The organism is Pseudoxanthomonas sp. SGT-18, from assembly GCF_003931645.1.
Taxonomy (GTDB): Bacteria; Pseudomonadota; Gammaproteobacteria; order Xanthomonadales; family Xanthomonadaceae; genus Pseudoxanthomonas.
In genome coordinates this window covers 153,891-167,580 of the sequence record NZ_RRYJ01000006.1, presented here as the reverse complement: position 1 = coordinate 167,580, position 13,690 = coordinate 153,891, and the positions used below count along the sequence as shown (strand labels likewise).

The 13,690-nt window shown below is 73.0% G+C and carries 10 protein-coding genes; 4 read left to right on the top strand and 6 right to left on the bottom strand.

Translation table 11 applies throughout. From position 1 onward, the window contains the following. Positions 1-1,635 (top strand): acyl-CoA dehydrogenase family protein, encoded by a 1,635-nt coding sequence (locus EIM47_RS10085; RefSeq protein WP_125076813.1) that lies wholly within the window; start codon positions 1-3, stop codon positions 1,633-1,635. 10 nt (positions 1,636-1,645) lie between these two features. On the opposite strand, the gene EIM47_RS10080 is transcribed toward EIM47_RS10085, so the two are convergent. From EIM47_RS10080 to EIM47_RS10065, 4 genes are read right to left on the bottom strand one after another with little or no spacing between them, the layout of a single operon-like run. After that, positions 1,646-3,412 carry an ABC transporter transmembrane domain-containing protein gene (locus EIM47_RS10080; RefSeq protein ID WP_019399358.1) on the bottom strand — a complete coding sequence of 589 codons (1,767 nt, stop codon included), beginning with the start codon at positions 3,410-3,412 and terminating at the stop codon, positions 1,646-1,648. After that, positions 3,409-4,014 carry a YigZ family protein gene (locus EIM47_RS10075; RefSeq protein ID WP_125076812.1) on the bottom strand — a complete coding sequence of 202 codons (606 nt, stop codon included), beginning with the start codon at positions 4,012-4,014 and terminating at the stop codon, positions 3,409-3,411. Before EIM47_RS10075 ends, EIM47_RS10080 begins: the two co-directional genes overlap by 4 nt. A 33-nt stretch (positions 4,015-4,047) precedes the next feature. After that, positions 4,048-5,007, bottom strand: a complete 960-nt coding sequence (locus EIM47_RS10070) for a hypothetical protein (protein ID WP_125076811.1) — start codon at positions 5,005-5,007, stop codon at positions 4,048-4,050. After that, positions 5,004-5,561 (bottom strand): RNA polymerase sigma factor, encoded by a 558-nt coding sequence (locus tag EIM47_RS10065; RefSeq protein WP_019400004.1) that lies wholly within the window; start codon positions 5,559-5,561, stop codon positions 5,004-5,006. Before EIM47_RS10065 ends, EIM47_RS10070 begins: the two co-directional genes overlap by 4 nt. Positions 5,562-5,864: 303 nt before the next feature. Between EIM47_RS10065 and EIM47_RS10060 the strand changes: the two genes are divergently transcribed. Then, positions 5,865-8,633: an EAL domain-containing protein gene (locus EIM47_RS10060; RefSeq protein ID WP_125076849.1), complete on the top strand. Its 2,769-nt coding sequence runs from the start codon at positions 5,865-5,867 to the stop codon at positions 8,631-8,633. 10 nt (positions 8,634-8,643) lie between these two features. On the opposite strand, the gene EIM47_RS10055 is transcribed toward EIM47_RS10060, so the two are convergent. Continuing rightward, positions 8,644-10,071 carry an aldehyde dehydrogenase family protein gene (locus EIM47_RS10055; protein ID WP_125076810.1) on the bottom strand — a complete coding sequence of 476 codons (1,428 nt, stop codon included), beginning with the start codon at positions 10,069-10,071 and terminating at the stop codon, positions 8,644-8,646. Between the two features lie 126 nt (positions 10,072-10,197). Here EIM47_RS10055 and ispG point away from each other — a divergent pair, with 126 nt between their 5' ends. Together ispG and EIM47_RS10045 are read left to right on the top strand one after the other, a co-directional pair. Next, positions 10,198-11,466 carry a flavodoxin-dependent (E)-4-hydroxy-3-methylbut-2-enyl-diphosphate synthase gene (gene ispG, locus EIM47_RS10050; protein WP_125076809.1) on the top strand — a complete coding sequence of 423 codons (1,269 nt, stop codon included), beginning with the start codon at positions 10,198-10,200 and terminating at the stop codon, positions 11,464-11,466. A gap of 28 nt (positions 11,467-11,494) precedes the next feature. Beyond that, entirely contained in the window at positions 11,495-12,148 is a 654-nt protein-coding gene (locus tag EIM47_RS10045; RefSeq protein WP_240626211.1) for a phosphatase PAP2 family protein, read from the top strand. 1 nt (position 12,149) lies between these two features. Here EIM47_RS10045 and EIM47_RS10040 read toward each other — a convergent pair whose 3' ends face one another. Then, the gene (locus EIM47_RS10040; protein WP_050992271.1) at positions 12,150-13,256 is read right to left on the bottom strand and encodes an SGNH/GDSL hydrolase family protein; all 1,107 of its coding nucleotides are present in this window, start codon (positions 13,254-13,256) and stop codon (positions 12,150-12,152) included. Between the last annotated feature and the right edge of the window lie 434 nt (positions 13,257-13,690).

Here is a 13,690-nt window from a genome sequence, read left to right as displayed (position 1 = left end):
ATGCAGCCGAACCGTTTCGAGACCCACGCCGTCGCGAACCAGCCGCCGCCGCTGGTGCCGCGCGACCTGTGGGGCGACGACCTGGCCCTGCGCGAGGCGGTGTCGCGCGGTGGCGCGGGCGCGTTCGTCCCGCGCCTGCAGGCCTATGGCGCGCTGGCCGGCGACGAGCTGTACCGCCTCGGCTTCGACGCCAACCGCGACCGCCCGCGCCTGCGCACCCATGATGCCCAGGGGCGGCGGATCGACCTGGTCGAGTTCCCCCCGGCCTACCACCGGCTGATGGAGCTGGCCAAGGCGCACGGCGTGGTCGGCCTGTCCTGGCACGAACCGGTGCCCGGCGCCCACGTGGCGCGCGCGGCGCTGGCCTATCTGCACCACCAGGCCGAGGCCGGCACCAGCTGTCCGCTGACCATGACCCACGCCGCGGTACCGGTGCTGCGCCAGGCGCCGGCGCTGGAGGCATGGGCGCGCGGCGCGGCGACGCCGGCCTACGACCCGCGCGACCTGCCGATGGCGGAAAAAGCCGGGCTCACCCTGGGCATGGGCATGACCGAGAAGCAGGGCGGCTCGGACGTGCGCGGCAATGCCACCACCGCCACCCCGCTGCCAGGCGGCGATGCCTGGCAACTGGTCGGGCACAAGTGGTTCTTCTCCGCGCCGATGTCCGACGGCTTCCTGGTGCTGGCGCAGACCCCCGACGGGCTGGGCTGCTTCCTGCTGCCGCGGCGGCTGCCGGACGGGTCGAAGAACGCGTTCCGGCTGATGCGGCTGAAGGACAAGCTGGGCGACTGGTCCAATGCTTCTTCCGAAGTGGAGTTCTGCGACGCCCTGGCCTGGCCGGTGGGCGAGCCCGGGCGCGGCGTGGCCACGATCATCCCGATGGTGATGCTGACCCGGCTGGACTGCATGCTCGCCGCCGCGGCGCAGGTGCGCTGGGCGATGGCCAATGCGCTGCACCACGCCCGCCACCGGATGGCCTTCGGCCGGGTGCTGGCCGGGCATCCGCTGATGGCCAACGTGCTGGCCGACCTGGCGATCGAATCGGAGGCGGCCACCGTGTTCGCGCTGGACGTGGCCGCCGCGGTGGACGCGGGGCCGGGCGATCCGCAGGCCGCGGCCTACGCCCGCGTGGCCACCGCGCTCGGCAAGTACTGGCTGTGCCGGCGCGCGCCAACGCTGGTCAACGAGGCCCAGGAATGCCTGGGCGGTGCCGGCTACGTGGAGGAATCGGTGCTGCCGCGGCTGTACCGGCAGGCACCGCTGAACTCGATCTGGGAAGGCAGCGGCAACATCCAGTGCCTGGACGTGCTGCGCGCGCTGGCGCGCGAGCCACAGGCGGCGCAGGCGCTGCGGGCCGCGCTGGAACGGGCCGCGAGCATGGACCCGGTGCTCGCCCGCCAGGCCGCGGCCATCGCCGGCCTGCTCGCGCAGCCGCGCGAGGAACTGGAGATCCGGGCGCGCCACCTGGTCGAGCGCATCGCCCTGGTGCTGCAGGGAGCGGCCCTGCACGCGGCGGGCAGTCCGGTCGCCGGGGCCTTCGTGCGCAGCCGCCTGGACGGCGCCCACGGCCTGGCCATGGGCACGCTGCCGCCCGGCATCGACTTCGCCGCGGTGATGGAACGGGCGCTGCCGTAGTGCCCGCGGCTCAGTCCAGGAACTGCAGCTTCGCCAGCTCGGCGTACAGCCCGCCCTGGGCCAGCAGCTGCTCGTGGGTGCCCTCGGCCACGATCCGGCCCTGGTCCATGACCACGATGCGGTCGGCGCGCAGCACGGTGGCCAGGCGGTGGGCGACCACCAGGGTGGTGCGGCCGCGCATCAGGTTCTCCAGCGCATGCTGCACCGCGCGCTCGCTCTGCGCGTCCAGCGCGCTGGTGGCCTCGTCCAGCAGCAGCACCGGCGCGTCCTTGAGCAGGGCGCGGGCGATGGCCACGCGCTGCTGCTGGCCGCCGGACAGGCGCGCGCCGCGCTCGCCCAGCTCGCTGGCATAGCCGCGGGGCAGGGCGGAGATGAAGCCGTCGGCCTCGGCCGCCGCCGCCGCCGCGCGCACTTCCTCGTCGCTGGCCTCCAGCCGGCCGTAGCGGATGTTGTCCATCGCGCTGGCGGCGAACAGCACCGGCTGCTGCGCCACCAGTGCCACCTGCGCGCGCAGGTCGGCCGGGTCGAGTTCGCGCAGGTCGATGCCATCCAGCAGCACGCGCCCGGACTGCGGGTCGTGGAAGCGCAGCAGCAGCGACAGCACCGTGCTCTTGCCGGCGCCCGAGGGGCCGACCAGGGCCACGGTCTCGCCCGGGTGCACTTCCAGGTCGAAGCCATCCAGCGCCGGGGCGTCGGCCCGTTCCGGATAGTGGAAGCGCACGCCCTCGAAGCGGATCGCGCCGCGCACCGGCCGCGGCAGCGGGCGCGGCTGCGCCGGCGCGGCGATCGCCGGCTGTTCGTTGAGCAGCTCGGAAATGCGGCCCATGCCGCCGGCCGCGCGCTGCAGCTCGTTCCATACCTCGGCCAGGGCGCCGACCGAGCCGCCGCCGATCAGCGCGTACAGCACGAACTGGCCCAGGGTGCCGGCGCTCATGGTGCCGGCGACCACGTCGTGCGCACCGGACCACAGCACCAGCACGATCGCGCCGAACACCAGGACGATGGCCACCGCGGTCACCAGCGACTGCGCGGCGATGCGCCGCCGCGCGGTGGCCACCGCGACCCGCAGCGCCTCGCCGAAGCGGGCGCGTTCGTAGGGCTCGCGCGCGTAGGCCTGGACCGTGCGCACCGCACCCAGGCTCTCGGCGGCCAGGGCGTTGGCGTCGGCGACCCGGTCCTGGCTGGCGCGGGAGGCCTTCTCCAGCCGGCGTGCGCCGAGCACGATCGGCAGCACCGACAGCGGGATGCCCACCAGCGAGTAGGCCGCCAGCCGCGGGCTGGTGACGAACAGCATGACCAGGCTGCCGACCACGGTGACGCTGCTGCGCAGGGCCACCGACATGGTGGTGCCGATCACGCTGCGCAGCAGCTCGGCGTCGGCGGACAGGCGCGAGACCAGCTCGCCGCTGCGGCTGCGGTCGTGGAAGGCCGGGTCCAGCCCGACCAGGTGCGCGTACAGCCGCTCGCGCAGGTCGGCCACCACCTTCTCGCCCAGCAGGGACACGAAGAAGAAGCGCGCGGCGGTGGCCAGCGCCAGCACCACGGCCACCGCGAACAGCACGGCGAAGGCCTGGTTGATCATGGCGCCGCCGCCGAAGCCGCGGTCGATCATGTAGCGCACCGCCACCGGCAGGCTCAGGGTGGCGCTGGAGGACAGCGCCAGCGCCGCCAGCCAGGCCGCGAACAGGCCGCGGTGGCGGGCCACGAATGGCCACAGCGTGCGCAGGCTGCCGATCCGTTGCAGGCGGCTGCCATCCTTTGGGGTCTTTTCGCTCACGGGTTGCTTCCGGGAATGGCGACGCGCACGCGGTCGCGGGTGGCGTCGCGCAGGCGCGCGCGCAGGGGCTCGGCCTGGGTTGCCGGCAGGCGCAGGCCCAGGCGCGCGCCGTCGGCCACGAAGGCCTCGGAGGTCTTTTCGGCCGCGTGCGCCGCCAGTGCGGCATGGACCGTGCCCAGCGCATCGAACGGGCACTCCAGTTCCAGCTCGACCATTTCCACCAGCGGCTCGCGCCTGGCCAGGCGCAGGCACTCGGCCGCCGCGCCGCCGTAGGCGCGGACCAGGCCGCCGGCGCCGAGCTTGATCCCGCCGAACCAGCGGGTCACCACCACCGCCACGCGGTCGTAGCCCTGGCCGTCGATCGCGGCCAGGATCGGGCGGCCGGCGGTCCCGGCCGGTTCGCCGTCGTCGCTGGATCGGTAGTCCTGGCCGATGCGGTAGGCCCAGCAGTTGTGGGTGGCATCGGCGTGGGACGCGGAGGCCACGAACTCCAGTGCCTGCTCCGGGGTGGCCACGGGCGCGGCATTGGCCAGGAACCGGCTGTGCTTGACCTCGAGCAGGTGGCTGGCGGGCGCGGCGAGGGTATCGGTCATCGCCGCCATTCTAACCGGCGCGTGTGCACGCGCCGGTCGCACTCACGGCGCCTGTTCGAGCAACGGCCGCAGGTCCTCGGGCACTTCCAGTTGCGGGTGCTCGCGCACGAACCATTGCAGGCTCGCGCGTGCGCCTTCGATGTCGCCGTCGGCCTGCAGCCCGCGGATCCACTGCAGCCATTCCTGCGGATCGGCCAGGGCCATGGCCACCGGCGGTGGCCCGTCCTCGATCGCGGCCGCGGATACCGGCGCCGATGCCGGAGGCGGTGGCGGGGCGGCGATCGCCTGCCGCGGCGCCATCGCAGGCGCAGGGCGCATTGCACTGGCCTCCTGGCGGGAACGTTCGGCAGCGCGGCGCGCGGCCCCCTGCGCCTGGCGGGCGCGGGCCATGTCCTGCGCCGCACGCGTGGCTTCCGCGGCCGCGGCCACCTCGGCAGCTGGCGAGGCCGCGGGCGCCGGTTCCGCCATTGCCGCGACCGGCGCCGGAGCGGCCGGCAAGGGCGCGCGCGGCATCGCCACGGCAGCGTCGTCCGGTGGCGGCGGCGGCAGCTTGCGCGCGACCGCGGCGGCGGGGCGCTGCACCGCCGGGGTGGCGGCGGAATCCGCGGCACCCGCATCCGCGGCCGGCGCCGCCTCCTCTGCTGCCGGTGCATGCACGGCCTGCGCCGCGGCTGGTGCAGAGCGGTCGGCAGCCGCCGGCGCTGCCGCCGGCAACGCCTGGCCGGGCACCGGCGGTTCGCGCAACTGCCAGGCCACGCCGAACGCCAGCACCAGCGATGCCGCCAGCCCCAGCGGAGCAATCCAGCGCCGCCGCCGCGCACGCCGCCAGCCGCGGGCCACCGGCGCCGTGGCGGTTGCCGGGTGCGCAGGGGGTGCCGCGGCCTGGCGCGCCGCGGCGAGGATGCGTGCATCCAGTTGCGGCGACGGCCCCGGGCCGGCAGCCGCCTCGAGCTGGCGCCGCAGTTCCAGTTCCTCCGGGGTCAGGGGGGCGTGCCGGCTCATGCTTGCAGCCTCCCGCGCAGGCGGTCCATGGCATAGCGCAGCCGCGACTTCACCGTCTCCCGGCCGACCCCGGTGATGCGGCCGATCTCCTCCAGCGGCAGTTCGCCATGCAGGCGCAGCAGCAGCGCCTCGCGCTGCTCGGCCGGCAGCTCGTCCAGCGCCCGGTACAGGCGCGCGGCCTGCTGCGAACGGCTGGCGTGCCGCTCCGGGTCGTCCGGGTCCGCCAGCGCGGTGGTGCGCTCGTCGGCGTCGGCCGGCGCCGGCGGCCGGTGCTTCAGCGCGCGCCAGTGGTCGGCCAGTCGGTTGTGGGCGATGCGGTACAGCCAGGCCGCGAACGGCGCGTCCGGGCGCCAGCCGTCGCGTGCGGCCACCACCCGCTGCCACACGTCCTGGAACAGCTCCTCGGCCAGGGCGCGGTCATGCAGCTGGCCCAGCAGGAAGCGGAACAGCGGCAGGCGGTGGCGCGCGTACAGCGCCTCGAACGCGGCAACGTCGCCCGCGGCCCAGGCCTGCATCAGGATCTCGTCTCCGGGTGGGTCCACCGCCTGCTCCATGTGCGGCACCCTAGCGCGCCCGGCGCCGGACGCAAGCGGCACCGCGGCGGGCAGGGGCAGGGCGGCGGCGGCGGGGCACGTGCTCATGTTGGATACAACGCACAGAACAGTGCGTTGGGGTCGAGAAATCGGCGGGGGCGGACCGTTATGCTGGCGCCCGCCGTTGCCGGCAAGCTCGATCCAGGACAGATGATCCATTGCAGTGGCCTTGAGGGTGCGGCACCGGTCGCCGGTGCCGCCGTGCCCGATGGGCCCGGGCGGACCTGGGCCGTGCTTGCGTCCCTGCTGCCGGAGGCAGGGTGGATGGCCCTGGGCTGGCAGGCCGCGGGCCTGGCCACCTGCGCCGGTGCCAGCGACGGTGAGGCCTGGGCGCGGCTGCAGCAGGTGCTGGACGGCGGCCCGGTGCCCGACGGGGTCCTGGGCGCGGCCTGGGACGAGGGCGAGGCCCGGCTGGCCGCGCTGGCCGGGTGTCCGGACACGCTGGAACCGGCGCGCCGGCAGGCCTGGTGCGCGGCGGCGCGCACCCTGCTGGAAGCGGAGCTGCACGAGCGCCGGCTGCAGGCCCGGGTGCAGGAACTGGAACAGTCGCGGCGGCTGCAGCAGGCGCTGTACGAGATCGCCGACCTGGCCGGCGGCGAGGTCGAGATGCAGGAAGTGCTGGCGCGCCTGCACGGCATCATCGGCACGCTGATGTACGCGCCCAGTTGCTACATCGTCGAGTACGACGAGCGGCGCGGCAGCCTGCGCTTCCTCTATTACGCCGACGACCGCGACCCGCAATTGGCGGACGGCGGCCGCGAGTGGCCGGTGCAGGAGATGGCCGACAGCCTCACCCTGGCCCTGCTGCGCCACGGCCGCGCCCTGCGCGGGCCCTCGGCCGGGATCCGCCGCGCCCTGGGCCTGCCGCAGCGCAGCCGGCGCCATGGCTCGGACAGCCTGGACTGGCTGGGCGTGCCGCTGCGCCGCGGCGAGCGCGTATGCGGCGCGATCGTGGTGCAGAGCTACGACCGCGCCGGTTGCTACAGCGAGGAGGACCGCACGCTGCTGGGCTTCGTCGCCCAGCACGTGCAGACCATGCTGGACCGGCGCCAGGCCCAGGTGGAACTGGAGCGCCGGGTGCTGGAGCGCACCCTGGAACTGGAACGGGCCAACCGCGAGCTGCAGGAGGAGGTGCTCGAGCGCCAGCGCGCCGAGCGGCTGCAGCACGCGCTGTTCCGCATCGCCGAGATGGCGATGAGCTCCGAGAGCCTGGAGCAGTACTACGCCAAGGTCCACGCCGCGGTGGACGAGCTGATCTACGCGCGCAACTTCTACATCGCCCTGCTGAGCGAGGACCAGCAGTCCATCGAGTTCGTGTACTCGGTGGACCAGGGCGGCGACCACCGCCCGCCGCGGCGTACGGGCAAGGGCCTGACCGAGTACGTGATGCGCACCGGCACGACCCTGCTGGCGCACCGCGCGGACATCGACCGCCTGATCGCCGCCGGCGAGGTGCACGACCCCGGCCCGGTGCGGGCCAGCAGCTGGCTGGGCGTGCCGCTGCGCCGCGACGGCGAGGTGGTGGGCGTGATCGCGGTGCAGAGCTACGACCCGAAGATCAGCTTCAGCAGCGACGACGAACGCCTGCTCTCGTTCGTGGCCCACAACATCGGCACCGGCCTGGCCCGGCAGGCGGCGCAGGAACGGCTGCGCCTGGCCCATGCGGACCTGGAGCGGCGCGTGGCCGAGCGCACCAGCGAGCTGGAGCGGGCCAACGAGCAGCTGCTGGCGCAGATCGGCGAGCGCCTGCGCGCCGAGCAGCGGCTCACCCACCAGGCCCTGCACGACGCCCTGACCGGGCTGCCCAACCGCGCCTGCCTGCTGGATTCGCTGGGCGCCGCGCTGCGGCGCGCCGGCGATGGCGCCGGGCACGCCTTCGCCGTGCTGTTCCTTGACCTGGACCGGTTCAAGGTGGTCAACGACAGCATCGGCCACGCCGCAGGCGACGAGTTGCTGGTGGAGGTGGCGCGGCGGCTGGTGTCGGCCATGCGCCCCGGCGACGTGGTCGCGCGCCTGGGCGGGGACGAGTTCGCGGTGCTGGCCGCCTGCCCGGACGGGCACGATGAGGTGCGCGAGCTGGCGCGCCGGCTGCTGGGCGTGATCGGCCAGCCACTATGGGTCGCCAGCCGCGAACTGTTCCCCTCGGCCAGCATGGGCATCGCCCTGTGGCACCCGCGCTACCGCAGCGGCGAGGAGCTCCTGCGCGACGCCGACGCGGCCATGTACCGGGCCAAGAACGAGGGCCGCGACCGCTACGCCATGTTCGACGAGGCCATGCGCGAGCAGGCCGTGCGCAGCCTGGACCTGGAGGCGGACCTGCGCCGGGCGATCCAGCGCCGCGAGTTCATCCCGTACTACCAGCCGATCGTGCGCCTGGAGGATGGCGCGGTGGTCGGCCACGAGGCCCTGCTGCGCTGGCGCCACGAGAAGCGCGGCCTGCTGTCGCCGGCGGCGTTCATCGCCCTGGGCGAGGAGAGCGGGCTGATCGAGCAGGTCGACTGGCTGCTGTACGAGCAGGTGATCGAGGAGCTGGCGCGCGGCGGCAGCGGCTACATCTCGGTCAACGTCTCGCCGCGCCACTTCCGTTCGCCGGGTTTCGCCCGCCGCCTGCTGGGCCTGCTGGACGGCGCCGGCGCCGACCCGGCGCGGCTGCGCCTGGAGATCACCGAGGTGGCGCTGATGGACGACGCGCCGCGCATCCGGCGCATGCCCGACAGCCTGCGCGCGCGCGGCGTGGGCGCCTTGCTGGACGATTTTGGCACCGGTTTCTCCGCGCTGTCGTACCTGCACCGGTTCCCGATCCTGGGGCTGAAGATCGACCGCAGCTTCGTCGCCGGCCTGGACGCCGAGGGCGGGCGCGAGGAAAGCCTGGCCCTGGTGCGCGCGATCCTGGCGCTGTCGCACAGCCTGGGCATGGAGACGGTGGGCGAGGGCATCGAGACCGAGGCCCAGCGCGCCACCCTGCTGGAGCTGGGCTGCAGCGCCGGGCAGGGCTACCTGCTGGGCCGGCCCTCGGCCTGCCGGGTGCGCTGAGCGCGGCGGCTCAGCTGCGGATCACCAGCAGCCGGATCTCGCTCATGTCCTCGATGGCGTACTTGACGCCCTCGCGGCCGAAGCCGGAATCCTTCACCCCGCCGTAGGGCATGTTGTCCATGCGGAAGCTGGGCACGTCGCCGACCACCACGCCGCCGACCTGCAGCCGGTCCCAGGCGCGCATGGCGTGGTCCAGGCTGTCGGTGAACACGCCGGCCTGCAGGCCGAAGTCCGAATCGTTGGCCGTCTCCAGGGCCGAATCGAAATCCTCGAAGCGCTGCAGCAGCGCCACCGGGCCGAACGCCTCCTGGCGCTGCAGCTCGCAATGCGCCGGCACGTCCTCCAGCAGGGTCGCCTCGAGCATGTTGCCCTTGCGGCCGCCACCGACGACGACCTTCGCCCCGGCCTTGCGCGCCGACTCGATCCAGCCTTCCAGTCGGCGCGCCGCGTCCTCGTCGATCATCGGGCCGATGAAGGTCTTCTCGTCCTTCGGGTCGCCGGCGACGAAAGTGGCGATCTTCGCCGCCAGCTTGTCCTTCAGCGCGTCGTAGACGTCGGCGTGGGCCAGGATCCGCTGCACGCTGATGCAGCTCTGCCCGGACTGGTAGTAGGCGCCGAAGGCCAGGCGCTCGACCACGTGGTCCAGGCACCCGCCCTGGTCGGCGTCGACGATGCAGGCGGCGTTGCCGCCCAGCTCCAGGGTGACCTTCTTGCGCCCGGCGCGGGCCTTGAAGTCCCAGCCGATGAGGCCGCCGGTGAAGGACAGCAGCTTGATCCGGTCGTCCTCGACCAGCGGCGCGGCCACCTCGTTGTCGCAGGCGAACACCGAGAATGCGCCCCTGGGCAGGTCGGTCTCGGCCAGGATCTCGGCGATGATCAGTGCGCCCACCGGGGTCTTGCCGGCCGGCTTGAGCACGAACGGGCAGCCGGCGGCGATCGCCGGGGCCACCTTGTGCGCCACCAGGTTGAGCGGGAAGTTGAACGGGGTGATGAAGCTGCACGGCCCGATCGGCACCCGCTTCCAGATCCCGCGGTAGCCGCGGCCGCGCTCGGAGATCTCTAGGTTCACGGTCTGGCCCTCGATCCGCACCGCCTCCTCGGCGGCGATGCGGAAGGTGTCGATCAGGCGGGTGACCTCGCCGCGGGCGTCCTTGATCGGCTTTCCGGCCTCGATGCACAGGGCCAGGGCCAGCTCCTCGGCGCGCTCGCGGAAGCGGGCGATGCAATGCTCCAGCACCGCCTGGCGGCGGAACGGGGGCAGGGCGGCCATGGCCGGGGCGGCCTCCACCGCCGCGGCGATCGCCCGCTCCACCGTGGCCGCGTCGGCCATGGCCACCCGGGTGGCGACCTCCCCGCTGTACTTGTCGCGGACTTCCAGGTCGGTATTGGGCGTTTCGGCGGCGTTGGCGACGTAGAGCGGGTAGCTGGGCTTGAGCATGGCGGTGTCCTGGGCGCGCGGGCCGGGTGCGACGAGTATGCCGCGGTCGGTGGCAAGGCCGCGTCGGCCGCCGGCCGGAATGCGCCGGTTCGGCCATGTTCGGCCGCGGGCGACTAGAATGCGCACATGCAGCACGATGCCGTCACCCAGCCCACGCCGCCGGCTTCCATCGGACCCTGGCCGCGCCGTCCCACCCGCCAGGTCAACATCGGCGGCGTGCCGGTCGGCGGCGGTGCCCCGGTGGTCGTCCAGTCCATGACCAATACCGACACCGCGGACGTGGCGTCCTCGGTCAAGCAGGTGGCCGAACTGTGGCGCGCCGGCTCGGAGCTGGTGCGGCTGACGGTCAACACCCCGGAGGCGGCCGCGGCGATCCCGCGGATCCGCGAGAAGCTGCTGATGATGGGCATCGACGTGCCCCTGATCGGCGACTTCCACTACAACGGCCACCAGCTGCTGGCCGCCGAGCCGGCCTGCGCCGAGGCGCTGGCCAAGTACCGGATCAACCCGGGCAACGTCGGCTTCGGCAAGAAGAAGGACACCCAGTTCGCCGCGATCATCGAGAAGGCGATCGAGTACGGCAAGCCGGTGCGCATCGGCGCCAACTGGGGCTCGCTGGACCAGGCCCTGGCCGCGCGGCTGATGGACGAGAACAGCCAGCGCGCCGAACCCTGGGACGCCGGCCGGGTGCTGCGCGAGGCGCTGATCCGCTCGGCGGTGGATTCGGCCGACCGCGCGGTGGAGCTGGGCCTGCCGGCCGAGCGCATCGTGCTCAGCTGCAAGGTCAGCGGCGTGCAGGAGCTGATCGCGGTGTACCGCGACCTGGCTGCGCGTTGCGACTACGCCCTGCACCTGGGCCTGACCGAGGCCGGCATCGGCAGCAAGGGCATCGTGGCCTCCGCCGCGGCGCTGGCGGTGCTGCTGCAGGAAGGCATCGGCGACACCATCCGCATCTCGCTGACGCCGGAGCCGGGCCAGCCGCGCACCCAGGAAGTGGTGGTGGCGCAGGAGCTGCTGCAGACCACCGGCCAGCGCGCCTTCACCCCGATGGTCACCGCCTGCCCGGGCTGCGGCCGCACCACCAGCACCTTCTTCCAGGAGCTGGCCAAGACCGTGCAGGAACACGTGCGGGCGAAGATGCCGGAATGGCGCGTGTCCCACCCCGGCGCCGAGAACCTGACCCTGGCGGTGATGGGCTGCGTGGTCAACGGCCCGGGCGAGTCGCGCCATGCCGACATCGGCATCTCCCTGCCGGGCACCGGCGAGGCGCCCTCGGCGCCGGTGTTCGTGGACGGGGAAAAGAAGGTCACGCTCAAGGGCGAGAACATCGCCGCCGAGTTCGTGGCCCTGATCGACGAGTACGTCGAGAGCCGGTATGCCCGGAAGGCCGGCTGAGCCGCCTCCGGGAGACTCCGCGGCGCCGGTGCTGCCGCCGCGCCGCAGGCTGGGCCTGCTGCTGTTGCTGTTCCTCGGGGTGCTGGCCCCGCTGTGGCTGTTCGCCGAGCTGGCCGACGAGGTCCACGAGCTGGAGGAAATGGTGCACGCCGACGAGGCGCTGCTGCGCTGGCTCAACGGCCTGGCCGGGCCGCGCCTGGACGCGTTCTTCGTCGCCGTCACCCATGCCGGCTACGAGTACGGGGTGATCCCGCTCGACGTGCTGCTGTCGCTGGTCCTGTTGCTGAAGCGCAAGTGGCGCGAGGCGACCTTCGCGGTGGTGTCCTTCGTCGGCTCGGCGCTGCTGAACCTGGCCGCCAAGCACAGCTTCCAGCGCGCGCGCCCGGACCTGTGGGAATCGATCGCCCCGGAGACCACCTTCAGCTTCCCCAGCGGCCATGCCATGGGCTCGATGACCCTGGCCATGGTCGCGATCCTGCTGGCATGGCGCACCCGCTGGCGCTGGCCGGTGGTGGCGGCGGCGGCCGCGTTCGTGCTGCTGGTGGGGCTGTCGCGCCTGTACCTGGGCGTGCATTACCCCTCGGACGTGCTGGCCGGCTGGGCCGCGGGCCTGGCCTGGGTCGCCGGGAGCTACCTGGTGCTGTTCCGCGCACGGCGGCCGTGGCGCAGGCGCGCGCACTGAGTCAGTCCACGGGCGTTTCCCAGGGCGGGGGCAGGGCATCGATGTGCGCCACCAGCGCGTCGCGCAGGCGGGCATGGTCGGCCGCCGATGGATGCCAGTGGCAGGCCTGCATGTCCAGGCCGTCGACCGGCAGGAAGCTGATCCGGTGCTCGCCCTCGCGCTGCAGGGTTTCGACGACCTGGCGCGCGTGCTCGCGGATTTCCCCCTCGAAGAAGCCGGTGGCCCACAGCACGAAGTGCGCCTGCGGCCAGCGTGCACGCAGCTGGCGTACGAAGCCGGCATACGTGCGCACGTAATCGGCACGCAGGGCGGCGCGGTCGGCCCAGGGTTCGCCCTCGTGCAGTGCGGTGGAAAAGTCGTTGGTGCCCAGGGCGATCACCACCAGCTGCGGCTGCCAGGAGGCGTCGTTGTCGGGGTGTTCGTGCGAGAGCAGCAGGTAGGGCCAGGCGACGGGCAGGGTGTCGCCATCGTGGCCGTCGTAGTTGCGGACCACGCCGCGGCCGGAAATGGCATTGATCCGGTAGTCCGCGCCGTAGTGCTTCGCCACCTGCGGGCCGAAGGCTGCGCTGGTGTCGGTCGTTGCATCGACCTCCTCGCTGCTGCATTCGCGGTGGGTGGAGATGCTGCCGTAGCCGACCGTATGCGAGTCGCCGATGAACTCGATCCGGCGTGCCCGCAGCGGCATCGGCGCCGGCTTGCTCCCTTCCGGCAGCAGGAAGCCGCCGAAGACATGCACGCTGGACTGGCTTTCGCTCGCCGTTTCCAGGCGAAGCTGGTGCCGGCCCGGGGCCAGTCCGGTCACGCGGTAGCGCCCCGGCGTGGCCTGGCGCAGCGTGTCGATGCGCTCGCCGTCCACCAGCACGTGCAGGGCCAGCGGCGGATGAACCAGCTCGAATACGGCCTCGCTGCCATCGAATGCGGTCTCGAAGTAGACGCCGGGCCACTGGTGGGCGATGCCTTGCGGATGCGGCGCGGTGCGGCCGCCCACGTTCGCGGCAATGCGTTGGCCGGTGGCGGCGGGATCGGGGAACACCCGCATCCCGGCATGGGATGGGGCGGAAACGAGGCCCGCCAGCAGGGCGAGGGCGATCCAGGGACGGGGTGCCATGGCGTTCCTTTCCGTGCCGCGACCGGCGAGGCGGCGAGCATCGCAGCGGAAGCCGGAAAAGAACAAGGCCCGGGGGTTGCCCGGGCCTTGTCTGGAATATTGGTGGTGGGGCGGCAGCCCGCGCCAAACGACCGTTGAAGAAAGTACGCGATACCGGCGTTCCGGCAAGTTGATAAGTCCTGCTGGCTGCTGCGAAAAGCGGGGGTTGACAGGCCAGAGGCAGCGGACGATCAAGCGGTTTTTCCCGTGGATCGGTCACCGATATGGCCGTTCAAATTCGTATGCTTCTCTGGTCCGGTTCGATTCCGGAATCGGGAATTGAACCCGCGTCCGTCCTCCCGACCAAGAGCACACCCATTCACACCCATTCCGGGGTAAGGCAGCCCGGGGTGCGGGGAATCGCACCTTCTATCGCCGCATTATATGCGGTGAAT

Bases quoted from the DNA above. Each gene is read 5' to 3' on its own strand.
- EIM47_RS10055 (WP_125076810.1), bottom strand. From the start codon at position 10,071: ATGCTCAAGCCCAGCTACCCGCTCTACGTCGCCAACGCCGCCGAAACG.
- EIM47_RS10040 (WP_050992271.1), bottom strand. From the start codon at position 13,256: ATGGCACCCCGTCCCTGGATCGCCCTCGCCCTGCTGGCGGGCCTCGTT.
- ispG (WP_125076809.1), top strand. From the start codon at position 10,198: ATGCAGCACGATGCCGTCACCCAGCCCACGCCGCCGGCTTCCATCGGA.
- EIM47_RS10070 (WP_125076811.1), bottom strand. From the start codon at position 5,007: ATGAGCCGGCACGCCCCCCTGACCCCGGAGGAACTGGAACTGCGGCGC.
- EIM47_RS10085 (WP_125076813.1), top strand. From the start codon at position 1: ATGCAGCCGAACCGTTTCGAGACCCACGCCGTCGCGAACCAGCCGCCG.
- EIM47_RS10075 (WP_125076812.1), bottom strand. From the start codon at position 4,014: ATGGCGGCGATGACCGATACCCTCGCCGCGCCCGCCAGCCACCTGCTC.
- EIM47_RS10060 (WP_125076849.1), top strand. From the start codon at position 5,865: ATGGCCCTGGGCTGGCAGGCCGCGGGCCTGGCCACCTGCGCCGGTGCC.
- EIM47_RS10065 (WP_019400004.1), bottom strand. From the start codon at position 5,561: ATGGAGCAGGCGGTGGACCCACCCGGAGACGAGATCCTGATGCAGGCC.